The organism is Enterovibrio nigricans DSM 22720, from assembly GCF_900167155.1.
Classification (GTDB): domain Bacteria; phylum Pseudomonadota; class Gammaproteobacteria; order Enterobacterales; family Vibrionaceae; genus Enterovibrio; species Enterovibrio nigricans.
This window is the reverse complement of sequence record NZ_FUXU01000002.1, coordinates 125132-140405: the sequence shown is the minus strand read 5'-3', so window position 1 is coordinate 140405 and position 15274 is coordinate 125132. Positions and strand designations below refer to the sequence as shown.

Genomic DNA, 15274 nt, shown 5'->3' with positions numbered 1-15274 from the left:
CACCTCCTTGGAGATGCTTTTTCATATTCAAACGTCAGAAGTTACTTCTTCTTTTTCACAGCCTTTGCGTTTGGCAGGTCAGTGATTGAACCTTCAAACACTTCAGCAGCCAGGCCCACAGACTCATGCAACGTTGGGTGCGCATGGATGGTCAGAGCGATGTCTTCTGCATCACAACCCATCTCAATCGCCAGACCGATTTCGCCCAACAGTTCACCACCGTTAGTACCGACAACTGCACCACCGATTACACGGTGCGTGTCTTTGTCGAAGATCATCTTGGTCATACCGTCTGAACAGTCAGAGGCGATTGCACGACCAGAAGCAGCCCATGGGAACGTCGCAACTTCGTAGTTGATACCTTCTGCTTTCGCTTCTTTCTCGGTCTTACCAACCCAAGCAACTTCTGGCTCAGTGTACGCGATTGAAGGAATGACTTTCGGGTCGAAGTAGTGCTTCTTACCGGCAATAACTTCTGCTGCTACGTGACCTTCATGCACACCTTTGTGTGCAAGCATTGGTTGGCCAACAACGTCACCGATCGCATGGATGTGAGCAACATTGGTACGCAGTTGTTTATCAACGTTGATAAAGCCACGCTCATCAACTTCGATACCCGCTTTTTCTGCATCCAGCAGTTTACCATTTGGTACACGGCCGATAGCCACCAGCACTGCATCGTAACGAGTAGGTTCAGCAGGTGCTTTCTTGCCTTCCATTGTTACGTAGATGCCGTCTTCTTTCGCTTCAACCGCAGTAACTTTGGTTTCCAGCATCAAGTTAAACTTCTTGCTGATACGCTTGGTGAAGACTTTAACGATGTCTTTGTCTGCTGCTGGGATAACTTGGTCGAACATTTCAACCACGTCAATTTGAGAACCCAGCGCATCGTATACGGTACCCATTTCTAGGCCGATGATGCCGCCACCCATAACCAACAGCTTCTCTGGAATTTCTTTCAGTTCCAGGGCGTCAGTTGAGTCCCAAATACGTGGGTCTTCATGTGGGATAAACGGCAACTCGATTGGGCGTGAACCCGCAGCGATGATCGCGTTGTCAAAGTTAATGGTGGTTGCACCATCAGCACCTTCAACAACGATGGTGTTAGGGCCGGTAAATTTACCGTAGCCGTTAACCACGTTCACTTTACGCATCTTAGCCATGCCGCCAAGACCGCCAGTCAGTTGGGTAACAACTTTGTCTTTCCAAAGGCGAATTTTGTTGATGTCTGTCGTTGGCTCACCAAAAACAACACCGTGTTCAGCCATCGCTTTGGCTTCTTCAATAACTTTTGCTACGTGCAGCAGGGCTTTAGATGGAATACAACCCACGTTCAGGCACACACCACCTAAGGTGCTGTACTTTTCTACCAGAACAGTTTCCAGACCCAAGTCCGCGCAACGGAATGCGGCTGAATAACCAGCAGGACCTGAACCCAGCACCACGACTTGGGTTTTGATTTCTTTACTCATTCTGACCTCGTTGTAGTCTTATATCCCTGACAGGCTAAGAATTATTTTTATGTTGGTTCCGTTTTGTTTCACGATAAGTGCTTTTTATTGAAAGACACTTAGTTGGTCCAACATTTTACAGCCGTGTTAACAAGCTGAAAAATAAAAACCCATAGCCTGTGAGCTATACATCAAATCGGCACCTGTCTTATGCAGACAAGTGCCGATCGGGTGTTGTCTTACAGTACCAGACGGCGAATGTCTGACAGACACTCGTTCAGGTAAGTAATGAAGCGTGCGCCATCAGCACCATCGATCACACGGTGATCGTAAGACAGTGACAGTGGAAGCTGTAGACGTGGTGCGAATTCTTTACCGTTCCACACTGGCTTCATTTCAGACTTAGACACACCTAAGATTGCAACTTCAGGTGCATTCACGATTGGCGTGAATGCTGTACCGCCGATGCCACCCAGGCTAGAGATAGTGAAACAGCCGCCTTGCATGTCAGCTGCCGTCAGCTTACCGCCGCGTGCTTTTTTCGATACTTCCATCAGCTCAGCTGACAGCTCGTAAATGCCTTTTTTGTTCACGTCTTTAAAGACAGGAACAACTAGACCATTTGGCGTATCTACCGCAATACCAACGTTAACGAATTTCTTCAGAATCAAGCTCTCACCGTCATCAGACAGAGAAGAGTTGAACGTTGGGAACGCTTCCAGCGCTTTAGCAACGGCTTTCATGATGAACACCAATGGGGTGATCTTCATGCCCGTATCGCGTTTCGCTTCGATCGCGTTCTGCTCTTTACGGAATGCTTCCAGCTCAGTGATGTCAGCGTTATCCCACTGTGTAACGTGCGGGATCATTACCCAGTTACGGTGCAGGTTCGCGCCAGAAATCTTCTTGATGCGTGACAGAGGTTGAACCTCAGTTTCACCAAACTTGCTGAAATCAATTTTCGGCCAAGGCAGTAGACCCAATGCTGCGCCATCGCCTTTGCCAGATGCAGACGCTGCTGCGCCTGATTCCAAGCGCTTAAGCGCCTCTTTCACGTAGTTCTGAACGTCTTCTTTCAGGATACGGCTCTTACGACCCGAACCTTTAACCTTCGACAGGTTAACGCCAAACTCGCGCGCCAGACGGCGAACAACTGGAGATGCATGTGAGTATTCGTCATTCTCAACGAAATCACCCGACGCCACCGGAGCCGCTTGTGCTGCCACAGGAGCTGGAGCCGCTGCTGGTGCAGATGCAACTGGTGCTGCCGCTGCTGGAGCCGGTGCTGCACCCGCCACTTCGAAGACCATGATCAGAGAACCAGTAGACACTTTATCGCCTGCTGCTACTTTGATTTCTTTCAGTACACCTGCGAACGGTGCCGGAACTTCCATCGAAGCCTTGTCACCTTCAACAGTGATCAAAGATTGCTCTTCTTCAATGCTGTCGCCAATTGCAACCATGATCTCGGTAACTTCAACTTCGTCGCCGCCGATATCAGGTACATGCACTTCTTTCATTGCAGACGCTGCTGGCGCAGCAACTGGTGCTTCAGCCGCAGGCGCTGCTGCAACTGGCGCTGCGCCAGAGCCAGCCACTTCAAAGATCATAACCAAAGAGCCAGTAGACACTTTATCGCCTGCAGCTACTTTGATTTCTTTCAGTACACCCGCGAACGGTGCAGGAACTTCCATCGAAGCCTTGTCACCTTCAACCGTAAGAAGAGATTGCTCTTCTTCGATGCTGTCGCCAATCGCAACCATGATCTCGGTAACTTCTACTTCGTCACCACCGATATCTGGAACGTGAACTTCTTTCAGTTCAGATGCCGCTGCTGCTGGAGCTGGAGCTGCTACTGGAGCTGCTTCTGCCGCAGGAGCAGGTGCAGCTTGCGCTGCACCCTCGGCTTCGAAAATCATGATCAGAGAACCGGTAGAAACCGTGTCGCCTTCCGCGATTTTGATTTCTTTTACGATACCAGCCTGTGATGCAGGTACTTCCATCGACGCCTTGTCACCTTCAACGGTGATCAGCGACTGCTCTTCTTCAACTTTGTCACCAACGCTAACGAGGATCTCAGTTACTTCAACCTCATCGGCACCGATGTCAGGTACATTAATTTCGATTGCCATTGATTTATGCCTCTTACGCGTACAGTGGATTCACTTTCTGAGTATCGATATCGAATTTCTGGATTGCGTCAACCACAACAGATTTCTCGATATCACCGCGTTTTGCCAACTCGCTTAGCGCAGCAACAACAACGTAGCCTGCGTTCACTTCGAAGTGACGACGCAGATTCTCACGGCTGTCTGAACGGCCAAAGCCATCCGTACCCAGCACTTTGAAAGACTCAGAAGGCATGAACGCACGCACTTGTTCCGCGTAGTTCTTCATGTAGTCAGTCACTGCGATTGCTGGCTCAGAACCCATCACTTGAGTGATATATGGAACTTTTGGCTCAGCATTAGGGTTCAGCATGTTGAAGCGCTCTGCATCTTGACCTTCACGCGTTAGCTCATTGAATGAGGTAACAGAGTAAACATCAGAAGCAACACCGTACTCATCGCTCAGGATTTGAGCGGCTTTGCGTACTTCATTCATGATGGTGCCTGAGCTCATCAGCTGAATTTTGTTCGCACCAGCATAAGACTCAAGTTTGTAAATACCCTTACGAATGCCTTCTTCAGCGCCTTCTGGCATTGCTGGCATTGCGTAGTTTTCGTTCATCAGCGTCAGGTAGTAGAACACGTTTTCTTGTTCAGGACCGTACATGCGACGGATACCGTCTTGCATGATAACCGCTAGCTCGTAAGCGAACGTTGGATCGTAAGAAATACAGTTCGGGATAGTGTTCGCCTGAATGTGGCTGTGACCATCTTCGTGCTGCAGACCTTCACCGTTCAAGGTAGTACGACCTGCTGTTGCGCCCAGTAGGAAGCCACGTGCTTGTTGGTCGCCTGCCATCCACGCCATATCGCCCACACGTTGGAAGCCGAACATAGAGTAGTAGATGTAGAACGGGATCATTGGCAGATCGTTGGTGCTGTAAGAAGTCGCTGCTGCTACCCATGAAGACATGGCGCCCAGTTCATTGATACCTTCTTGCAGAACCTGACCCGAGGTCGCTTCTTTGTAGTAAGAAACAACGCCACGGTCTTCAGGCGTGTATTCCTGACCGTGCGGGTTGTAGATACCGATTTGACGGAACAGACCTTCCATACCGAAGGTACGTGCTTCGTCCGCAATGATAGGAACGATGTTCTTACCAATGCCTTTGTTTTTTAGCAGAATGTTCAGTGTACGAACAAACGCCATTGTGGTTGAGATATCGCGCTTCTGCTCATCAAGCAGTGGCTTAAATTCTTCAACTTCTGGAATAACAAGTTCTTCTGTGAACTTCGGCAAACGCTTAGGCGTGTAACCGTGCAGCGCGTTACGACGAGCGTGCATGTATTCGTATTCTGCAGAGCCTTCTTCCAACTTCAGGTATGGAAGTGCTTTCATGTCTTCATCAGAAACAAGATCTTGCAGGCCTAGGCGGTCACGAAGGTGCTGAACATGTGTCATGTCCATTTTCTTCACGCCGTGCGCAATGTTTTTGCCTTCTGCTGCTTCACCCATGCCATAACCTTTAACGGTTTTAGCTAGGATAACAGTTGGGCGATCTGTGTTCTCTTGTGCATTTTTGAATGCCGCATACAATTTAGATGACTCGTGACCACCGCGCTTCAGTGCGAAGATCTCTTCATCCGTCATGTCAGCAACTAACGCCGCTGTTTCTGGGTATTTGCCAAAGAAGTTCTCACGAACGTAAGCGCCGTCTTTAGACTTAAATGTTTGGTAGTCACCGTCGATAGTTTCATTCATCAGCTGAAGAAGCTTACCTGTGGTGTCTTTCGCAAGAAGTTTGTCCCAACCACTGCCCCAAACCACTTTGATAACGTTCCAACCAGCACCTTTGAACAGACCTTCCAATTCTTGGATGATCTTGCCATTACCCATTACAGGGCCGTCTAGACGCTGAAGGTTACAGTTAATCAGGAAGCACAGGTTGCCCAGTTTTTCACGCGCGGCGAACGAGATCGCACCACGAGATTCTGGCTCATCCATCTCACCATCGCCCAAGAACGCGTATACGCGTTGCGCATTGGTTTCTTTCAGGCCACGACCTTCCAAATATTTCAGGAAGCGAGCTTGATAGATAGCAGAGATCGGACCCAGCCCCATAGATACGGTCGGGAACTGCCAGAACTCAGGCATCAGTTTAGGGTGTGGGTATGAAGGGATACCTTTACCATCAACTTCTTGACGGAAGTTATCTAGCTGCTCTTCAGTCAAGCGGCCTTCAACAAATGCACGCGAGTAAATACCCGGAGAGATGTGACCTTGGTAATAAACCAAGTCGCCACCGTCCACCTCGTTAGGCGCACGGAAGAAATGGTTAAAACACACTTCATAGAAAGCAGAAGCAGACTGATATGACGCCATGTGGCCACCAAGATCCAAGTCTTTCTTAGATGCGCGCAACACGATCATGATCGCGTTCCAACGAATGATAGAACGAATACGACGTTCCAGGTTTACGCCACCTGGATATGCTGGTTCTTTATCCGCAGGGATGGTATTCACATAGTTGGTGGTGATGCCAGTAGGCATATCAACACCATCAAGGCGTGCCTTTTCCATAACTTGCTCTAGTAGGAATTGGGCACGTTCTACACCTTCTTCACGAACGACTGATGCAAGAGCTTCTAACCACTCTTGGGTCTCAAGTGCGTCCACGTCATTTTTCATGACTTCAGACATGGCGATCTATCCTTTCGTTGATTGACTCGTACAAAACTAATGTTGTCGCAGCTGAAAAAAACGCATCCTGACAGCTCCAATACTTAATTGAACTGTCAGGAAGCGTTATTCCAACTCGTCCTTGCGTTGCTGTATCCGGCGAAGCGAGCGCTCACGTCGGCTTTCTTCTCGCCCCAGATCCAGTAGGGTTTCCTCTATAAAAGCCAAATGTGCATGCGATGCCTGACGGGCCTTTTCGGGCTCCCCTGCAGTTATCGCCTGAACAATATTGGCTCTGTGTCTGGTTACTTTATCAACCACTTCTTTACGGCGATTTAGTAACTCAAAGTTTTGTAAAATGTTTTGCTCCAGCAACGGTCCCAAGCTGCGCATGATGTGCAGCAATACCACGTTATGTGATGCCTCAGTTACGGCGATCAGGTATTGCATGACAGCAGCGGCTTCCGCTTTTAAGTCACCAAGTTGCTGAGCTTCCCGAATGTGGTCGTGGCACTGACACACTCGGTTTAAATCTTCTTCTGTACCTCGTAATGCAGCAAAATAGGCTGAAATGCCTTCCAGTGCGTGTCGAGATTCTAATAAATCGAGTTGAGATTCTGGATGGTCTGCCAATAACTCAATCAAAGGTTCAGAGAAACGCTGCCACAAGCGTTCACTGACGAAGGTGCCGCCACCTTGCTTTCGAGTGAGTAATTTCTTTGCTTCCAGTCGTTGAATCGCTTCACGAATCGAAGGTCGAGAAACATCAAATTGTAGCGCCAACTCGCGCTCCGGCGGCAATTTTTGCCCCGGTGACAATGTGCCTTCCAGAATCAAGCTTTCCAGCTCTTTCTCTATAACATCTGACAGTTTGGGTTGACGAATCCGTTGTATTGCCATCGTTTTTCTTTATTTTCTGGCGCCGGAAATCCTGCGCGTCTAATCCCATCCATCGGTCTTGTAAATTGGTAAGACCAATAACCAAACACATAAAAAGTTACCAGATAGTGTTGTTATTGTCTACCGTAAACTTGATTTAAGTCATAGAAATTACAAGTAGATGTCGTTTGCGAAATAATCAATCCAACCTCAATGGTATGACCAATTTGTTTGCTCATTTCGATGGAAAAATACGCAAAGTCTCATCACCGTTTCACAGAAACGCGAATTTTGGCAACTCCCATTTACAGGGTTTGCTGTTCTAAATCGTCAGATCTCCTTCGTATCCAGCGATTGTCGATACCGCTGCCAGTTAAATGACGGCCCAGGATCTGTCTTTCTACTCGGTGCTATGAATTCGTGACCCGTGATGCGCGAGGCCGTCATTTTCGGATAATGATGCAACAGAGACGCCGTCACCAAGGCGAGCACCCGATATTGCTCATCGGTATACGGCAAATCATCCGTTCCTTCTAGCTCAATACCTATCGAATAGTCATTGCATTGGTCTCGGCCTTCAAAACACGACACGCCGGCATGCCAGGCGCGTTTATCAAAAGGCACGAATTGCATCACACAGCCATCGCGTTTAATTAAGCAATGGGCCGACACGTCGAGGTGACGGATTTCGTCAAAATACGGATGGTCTCTAGAGGTGAGATTTCCCTGAAAAAACTGCTCAATATACGGGCCACCAAACTCTCCAGGCGGCAAACTGATATTGTGCATCACCAGCAATGACACATCTTTCGGATCCGGGCGTTCATTAAAATGGGGAGAAGGGAGGTAAACAGCCGAGTCCAGAATGTGATCACTGATAATTAACATACACAATGCCTTTGAGCATCAGGAAAACAACAGTTTACCGCATTTTCCGTAAAAACCTAAGCCTTAAACACTTTGCAACCTCATGGCTACATGCCTCGCATTCTTTGCCTCTCACATGTACACTTGCAGCCAAAGTAGTCAGGGCTAACCTGTTAGAATTTTCGTTTTACCTGTGATGGAACCACCATGTCAGAACTCTCCAGCGCACAGCGCATTCACGACAGCCAAAAGCGGCTGGAAAACCTGAAAGAAATGCTCAAAAGCGACATCGTTCGTTGCGTTGCAGATACTTTAAAAGAAGACTTGGGAGGCTATTTAGATGCCACTCAAGATATCACTGCAAGCTTAATCCCCGCTTTCACCGATGCGTCTGCCACTATCATCACCCGCGAAAAAGGGGTTTTCTGTGGTAAAGCATTTGCTGATGAAGTGTTTCGTCAACTTGGTGGCGACGTAAGCATTCGCTGGATGGTCGAAGACGGTGACAAGGTTGAACCGAATCAGGTGCTGTGTGAACTGGAAGGCCCTGCACGCATCCTGCTGACAGGTGAGCGCAATGCCATGAATTTTATTCAGACGCTTTCTGGCTGTGCAACCGAAACTGCGCGCTATGTTGAAAAGTTGCAAGGGACGACGACGCGTTTGCTCGATACCCGCAAAACCATCCCGGGTCTTCGCAATGCCCTAAAATACGCGGTGGCCTGTGGCGGTGGTTATAACCATCGCATCGGTGTGTATGACGCTTACCTGATTAAAGAAAATCACATCATCGCCTGTGGCGGTATCCAGCAAGCCGTTGATACGGCGAAAAAGCTTAACCCTGGCAAACCTGTTGAAGTGGAAACCGAATCGCTGGACGAATTACAACAAGCGATTGATGCGGGTGCAGACATTGTGATGCTGGATAACTTCACTACCGATATGATGCGTGATGCCGTGACGCTAAACAACGGACGCATTGCATTGGAAGTGTCAGGTAACGTGGCGTTAGACACCATTCGCGATTATGCCGATACAGGTGTCGATTATATCTCTGTCGGGGCACTAACAAAGCATATCAATGCCATGGATCTTTCCATGCGTTTCAAGTAATCACGATTGCTATAAATTACTGATAATGCGGGCAATACGCCTGCATTATCACCTAACGGTCACACTCTTCCTCGTCCCCTTCATTTTTTGTTACATGAAAGGCTGCCACGCCTCGAAAGACCCCACAATCCCGCTGTTCCTCCGCCATATTCAGTCTTATCTTGAAACCACTTACGCAATTCATTGCGTATTAAAAAACAGGAGAGAAGAATATGAGAAAGCAAAAAGGTTTTAGTTTAATTGAGTTGTTGATTGTTGTTGGGATCATTGGTGCACTGACTGCGATTGCCGTGCCTGCGTATCAGGACTACACGAAAAAAGCAGATGCGACGGCGGGCATTGCTACCATGAAATCACTGTTGGTCAATATTGATGCGTTTGCGCAAAATGGCGTATTTCCGGAGGATACTGATTGGGCAGATCTGGGTGGTAAAGCCGACATGCTTACTTTAGGTGGTATGGAGCTGGCCCAAGTTATTACAGGTGAAGGTGATGAAGCTTTTGTTAGTGGCGGTACGCTTACACTAACATTCAACCCGACTTCTTCTTTAGATACAAAAACTATCATTTACACTAAATCAAATACTGGCTGGGCCTGTACCCACACAACAGGTCTTGAAGATCTGAAAGGGTGCGTAGCTCCATAAACGTTGACTAGATAACACAAATAAATGGAGGGGGGAGCCTCCCTCCATTTAGTCATCTCCAACCCACCAAAGCAAAAGCAAAAGCAAAAGCAAAAGCAGCACAACTTAAACATCATCTGACATGACGCTCGTCGAAACTCCCTCGAATTATGAACGAAATGGTTTCACATTGGAGGAATAACGTAATACCAAATACTTATACCAATATATAGAGAAGGGAACCTCCCCCTGTGAATGCAGAAACCTTAGATTCCAGCTTGATCAGACTTCTTCTGCATAGTTCAGCGGTTTCGCAAGAGCAAGCGACACAAGCCTTAAATACCATGACGCTTGATAACCGTTCCGCTCCAGATGCCCTTATCGCAAACCATGTCCTTTCCAGTGCATCTCTGGCGGAAATACTCAGCGGCTATTTCAAAGAACCTTTGAGCAATATTGGAGACTACCCATACGTTGCGACCTGCGAAAAACTAGACAAAAAATCACTCTGCCTCAATCACACCGTCCTTCCTTTACTGATCAAGGATGCGATGCTTTATCTCGGCGTCAGTGACCCAACAGATTTAAATGCACAAGACGAATTCCGCTTTGCAACAGGTTTAATGATTAAGCCTGTGATTCTCGAACATCAGCAATTACAAGGTGCACTTCGAAAACTCTACGGCAAAAATCTGTCTTCCATCACGCCTGATTCCTCATCGGTTTCAGACTCCGAGCTTGAAGAGCTTGCAGAGTTCGACAACGCGCAAGATGTCGATGAACTGGCGACAGATGAAGCCCCAGTCAGCCGCTATATTCAGCAAGTCATCCTTGATGCTGTAAGAAAACAAGCTTCAGATATTCACTTCGAACCCTTTGAAGACACCTATCGCATCCGCTTTCGTCTGGATGGCATGTTGCAGCTTCATAGCTCTCCCCCAGCAGGCATTTCAAGGCGGCTATCAACCCGGTTGAAAATTCTCGCCAAGCTCAATATCGCTGAGCGTCGAATGCCGCAAGATGGACGTATTAAGCTCACGCTATCTAACACCAATTCTATAGATATGCGCGTCTCCACCCTGCCTACCTTGTGGGGGGAAAAAGTGGTACTGCGTATTTTGGATAGCGGCAGTGTCGGGTTGGACATCGATAAACTGGGGTATAACGAAAAACAAAAAGCCGACTATTTGTCAGCCTTGGATAAACCCCAAGGCATGATATTGATGACTGGGCCGACGGGGAGTGGCAAAACAGTGTCGCTCTACACAGGCTTAAAGTATCTCAATACGGACGAACGGAATATTTCAACGGCTGAAAATCCGGTCGAAATCAATCTGCCCGGCATCAATCAAGTGAACATTAACAACGATATCGGACTGGACTTTGCCAAAGCACTGCGCGCCTTCCTTCGACAAGACCCCGATGTTGTGATGGTGGGCGAGATTCGAGATTTAGAAACGGCTGAAATCGGTATTAAAGCGGCACAAACCGGGCATTTGGTACTGTCGACACTGCATACCAACTCAGCAGTAGAGAGCATAAACAGGCTCGTGAATATGGGCGTCGCGCCATACAATCTTGCGGCGTCTTTATCGCTTGTCATTGCTCAACGCCTCGCCAGACGGCTCTGCGTTCACTGTAAAGAGCCACACTTTAGCGACGACCAACAACTCTCGGCACTCCAGCACCATTACCCCTCACTCAAACGTGACAGTCTTTTCACTGCTAAAACCAATGGCTGCGATCGATGCAACAACGGATATTTAGGCCGCGTGGGTATTTACGAAGTAATGAAAATTGATAACGAGCTTGCTGAAGCAATAGGCCAAGGCGCAACGCCAGGACGATTACAAAACATTGCCACATCGAGCGGTACGCTATCGCTTCAAGAAGCGGGCATTGAAAAGCTGAATGAAGGCATTACCAGCCTGACAGAATTGCAGCGCGTCATCAGTCTCTAGAGGTTAAATTATGGCGACAAGCAAACAGAAACTTCATGCCTTTCATTGGCGAGGGTTGACCTCCAAAGGCTCAAAAGTGAAAGGTCAAATACTGGCTTTTAACGAACAGGAAGCACGTATTGCGCTTGCAGAACAACGGGTGCAAGTTTCCAAAATAAAACGACGTAGCCCTTCAGCAATTGTACAACGACGCAATGCGGCAACAGCAAAAGACATTACCCTGTTCAGTCGTCAAATTTCCACCATGCTAGAAGCTGGCGTGCCGCTAGGGGAAACCTTGCAGTTGCTGAAAGCAGGTGCAAAGAAAGCGGAAATGAAGCTGATTATCAGCAATATTTATCGCCACGTTGAAGCTGGGGCTTCGCTGGCAATCGCCATGAAAAACAGCTCCCCCCTTTTCGACCAGTTTTATTGCGACCTAGTCTCAACCGGTGAGCAGACGGGGCGTTTAGAGCAAATTTTCGCGCGTATCAGTGTTTATCGAGAAAAAGAAGAAGCCACACGGGCGAAAGTGGTCAAAGCGATGATTTACCCCAGCATCGTGATGTTTTTAGTGTTAGCTGTGACGATCGGCATGCTGCTATTTGTCATCCCGACGTTTAAAGATGTGTTTGCCTCTTTTAATGCAGAACTGCCTTGGTTTACGCTAAAAGTGCTGGGACTCTCTGAATTTGTTCAACATTATGGCCTATACACAGCCCTTGCTTTCGTTATCGCCTCTTTGCTATTTCGCGCGTATTACAAACGCAGCACTGCGTTTCGACTCAAGGTCAGCCGTTTTTCTCTCCATATCCCCATTGTTGGGGGCGTACTCACCAAGGCGACGCTTGCGCGTTTCACACGTACCCTCGCCACCACCTTCAGCGCAGGTATACCTTTGTTAAATGGCCTCGCTGCGGCCGGAAAAACGGCGAATAACCTGCATTATCAAAAAGTGATTGAAACCGTGTATCAGCAAACTTCTGGGGGACGTCCTCTACACCGCTCAATCAAAGAAACGGGGCAATTCCCTGACATGATGACGCAAATGGTGATGATCGGTGAAGAGTCAGGCTCGCTGGATGACATGTTGAACAAAGTCGCGGGGATATATGAGGATGAGGTCGATAATACGGTCGATAACTTAGGAAAAATCCTAGAGCCCCTCATAATCATCGTTCTTGGTGTATTAATTGGTTCTTTAGTCGTTGCGATGTATTTACCAATGTTTAATTTGATCAGTGTATTGGGATAAAAATCAAACAGCGTCTCAGATTTCTTTTTTGTTCAGATTTCACATAGAGTGCGTGAACACAACTGGTTATCATATTCCTTTGCTTTACCTCGTTTACGCTTAACCATGGAATATCGTGATGAATTGGCTGTTTGACTCTCCGAGTCTCTTTGTAGTATTTGCTTCTGTGTTTGGCCTAATCGTCGGCAGCTTTCTCAATGTCGTGATTTACCGACTGCCAAAGATGATGGAGAGGCAGTGGCGACAAGAATGTCACGACTGTTTCCCTGACGAAATATCTGCGCCTGAAGGTAAAGTATTTAACTTAAGCCTGCCACGTTCTCACTGTCCTGCTTGCCAACACCCTGTTACGGCAATCGATAACGTGCCAGTTTTAAGCTGGCTAGTCCTTGGGGGAAAGTGCCGACACTGCAAAACCCCCATAAGTAAACGATATCCATTGATCGAGCTACTGACCGCTGTTTTAGCGGGAACAACCGCATTTACGCTAACGGGTTCCTATTGGTCTCTGGCCGCTATTTTCGCCACGTTTGTGTTGTTCTCGCTCTGTTTTATCGACATGGACACCATGCTTCTTCCCGATCAGATGACCTTACCTCTTATGTGGGCAGGCATTTTGCTAGCCGTCGTTGGTGTGTCTCCCGTGTCTCTTGAAGACGCAGTGATTGGCGCCATGGCAGGCTATCTCTCGCTTTGGAGTGTTTACCAACTCTTTAGAATACTGACAGGCAAAGAAGGGATGGGGTATGGCGATTTCAAACTCCTTGCCGCATTAGGGGCATGGCTTGGCTGGCAAACACTCCCGATGGTTATTCTTCTTGCTTCGTTCGTTGGTGCAATCGGTGGCATCGCACTGATGCGTATTAACGGCACAGGCAAAGAAACCCCTTTCTCATTTGGCCCCTATCTTGCTATTGCAGGGTGGATCGGTTTGCTCTGGGGCGATAAGATCATCCATTGGTATTTAACATCTTATCTGGGTTACTAAATGGCGTTAGTTATTGGCATTACGGGTGGCATCGGCAGCGGAAAAAGCACGGTTGCCAATATGTTTGCTGAAAAAGGCATGGATATCATTGATGCCGACGTGATTGCTCGCCAAGTTGTCGAACCCGGCACCGAAGGGCTGAACGCCATTGCTCAAAAGTTTGGTCGTCACATTCTCACGTCAGACGGCACGCTCAATCGCAGCGCTTTACGCGAGCACATTTTTTCACACCCTGAGGACAAAGCGTGGCTTAATGCACTGCTACACCCCAAAATTCGTGAAGCCATGATCACGCAAACACAACTGAGTGATACACCTTACTGCCTTTTAGTGGTGCCATTGCTGGTTGAAAACGGGCTTCAGTCCCTGTGCGAGCGTGTTCTGGTTGTTGATGTCTCCGAAGAGACACAAATTGCGCGCACACGTAAACGCGACGGCATCAGTGACGATCAGGTGAAAAATATATTAAATGCGCAAGCGAGCCGCACGCAGCGACTAGCAATTGCCGACGACATCGTGAACAATGATGGGAATGATGAGGCGCTAATTCCTCAAATCGACGCATTACATGCTCAGTACCTTGAACTGGCAATACAGTAAATTGAGAGCACCATGAGCACTGACACCCTTTACGAGCACCCTTTAAATGAGCAAGTCCGTGTGTATTTGCGGCTTGAGTACTTGTTAGATCAGGTAAAACGTGCGGCCGATGTTTCGGAAACCTCTCAGTGGGCTCAGTTCTTTAAAAGCCTGTTTGATCTGATGGAGATCTTGGAGCAGGTTCAAGTGAAAGGGGATCTGATTAAAGATCTTGAAAAGCAACGGGCCAAGTTAGAAGCTTGGCTTGATGTACCTCATGTTGATGTGGAACAGCTAAAAATCTTGCTGGGTGAAAGTCGTCAACGACAACAAGCATTACTGCAGACGCCTCGATTGGGACAAAAACTAAAAGAAGATAAGTTTCTGTCTTCTATTCGTCAGCGTTTTTCTATCCCAGGGGGAGTATGTAGCTTTGACTTACCTGCCCTTCATCATTGGCTGAGTTTGCCATTGGCACACCAACAATCCAATACGGTACACTGGCTATCTTCGCTAGATGCACTAAATGACGCGCTGACGTTTTGGCTTCGCTTAGTCAGAGGTAGCACGGTCATGCAACCTTGCACCGTGAGCAATGGATTTTATCAACAAGACGTTGATGGCGCCTATTTACTTCGCATTCAGATATCGCCCGATTACAATGCCTACCCGTTAGTGTCGGGTCATAAATCGCGCTTTGCTGTCCGCTTTATGCCATTTGACGAAAGCCGTACCATCGCAGACTCCATGTCACTTCGACTGGCCGTTTGCTAGATACAACCAATATA

At 47.9% G+C, this 15274-nt stretch carries 12 protein-coding genes; 7 read left to right on the top strand and 5 right to left on the bottom strand.

The window, feature by feature from the left end:
* Positions 1-41: 41 nt before the first annotated feature.
* The 5 genes from lpdA to ampD form a co-directional block, all read right to left on the bottom strand.
* Positions 42-1472: a dihydrolipoyl dehydrogenase gene (gene lpdA / locus B5D35_RS01405; RefSeq protein ID WP_078750836.1), complete on the bottom strand. Its 1431-nt coding sequence runs from the start codon at positions 1470-1472 to the stop codon at positions 42-44.
* 218 nt (positions 1473-1690) lie between these two features.
* The gene (gene aceF, locus B5D35_RS01400) at positions 1691-3583 is read right to left on the bottom strand and encodes a pyruvate dehydrogenase complex dihydrolipoyllysine-residue acetyltransferase (protein ID WP_078750835.1); all 1893 of its coding nucleotides are present in this window, start codon (positions 3581-3583) and stop codon (positions 1691-1693) included.
* Positions 3584-3596: 13 nt separating this feature from the next.
* Positions 3597-6260, bottom strand: a complete 2664-nt coding sequence (aceE, locus tag B5D35_RS01395) for a pyruvate dehydrogenase (acetyl-transferring), homodimeric type (protein WP_078750834.1) — start codon at positions 6258-6260, stop codon at positions 3597-3599.
* A gap of 105 nt (positions 6261-6365) precedes the next feature.
* Positions 6366-7139, bottom strand: coding sequence for a pyruvate dehydrogenase complex transcriptional repressor PdhR (gene pdhR, locus B5D35_RS01390; RefSeq protein WP_078750833.1), 774 nt, complete (start codon positions 7137-7139; stop codon positions 6366-6368).
* Between the two features lie 309 nt (positions 7140-7448).
* On the bottom strand, positions 7449-8006 hold the full coding sequence (gene ampD / locus B5D35_RS01385) for a 1,6-anhydro-N-acetylmuramyl-L-alanine amidase AmpD (protein WP_078750832.1): 558 nt from the start codon (positions 8004-8006) through the stop codon (positions 7449-7451).
* 186 nt (positions 8007-8192) lie between these two features.
* Between ampD and nadC the strand changes: the two genes are divergently transcribed.
* The 7 genes from nadC to zapD all read left to right on the top strand — a co-directional run bounded on the left by nadC (position 8193) and on the right by zapD (position 15260).
* Positions 8193-9098 carry a carboxylating nicotinate-nucleotide diphosphorylase gene (gene nadC / locus B5D35_RS01380; RefSeq protein WP_078750831.1) on the top strand — a complete coding sequence of 302 codons (906 nt, stop codon included), beginning with the start codon at positions 8193-8195 and terminating at the stop codon, positions 9096-9098.
* 212 nt (positions 9099-9310) lie between these two features.
* A complete protein-coding gene (locus tag B5D35_RS01375) occupies positions 9311-9745 on the top strand; it encodes a pilin (protein ID WP_078750830.1) in 435 nt (144 codons plus the stop codon).
* Between the two features lie 230 nt (positions 9746-9975).
* Complete coding sequence (pilB, locus tag B5D35_RS01370) at positions 9976-11685, top strand: type IV-A pilus assembly ATPase PilB (RefSeq protein ID WP_078750829.1); 1710 nt, start codon at positions 9976-9978, stop codon at positions 11683-11685.
* A gap of 10 nt (positions 11686-11695) precedes the next feature.
* Positions 11696-12919: a type II secretion system F family protein gene (locus tag B5D35_RS01365; protein ID WP_078750828.1), complete on the top strand. Its 1224-nt coding sequence runs from the start codon at positions 11696-11698 to the stop codon at positions 12917-12919.
* Between the two features lie 118 nt (positions 12920-13037).
* Positions 13038-13907 carry a prepilin peptidase gene (locus B5D35_RS01360; RefSeq protein ID WP_078750827.1) on the top strand — a complete coding sequence of 290 codons (870 nt, stop codon included), beginning with the start codon at positions 13038-13040 and terminating at the stop codon, positions 13905-13907.
* The gene (coaE, locus tag B5D35_RS01355; protein WP_078750826.1) at positions 13908-14507 is read left to right on the top strand and encodes a dephospho-CoA kinase; all 600 of its coding nucleotides are present in this window, start codon (positions 13908-13910) and stop codon (positions 14505-14507) included. It abuts the gene before it with no gap.
* A gap of 12 nt (positions 14508-14519) precedes the next feature.
* Complete coding sequence (gene zapD, locus B5D35_RS01350; protein ID WP_078750825.1) at positions 14520-15260, top strand: cell division protein ZapD; 741 nt, start codon at positions 14520-14522, stop codon at positions 15258-15260.
* The last annotated feature ends 14 nt before the right edge of the window (positions 15261-15274 follow it).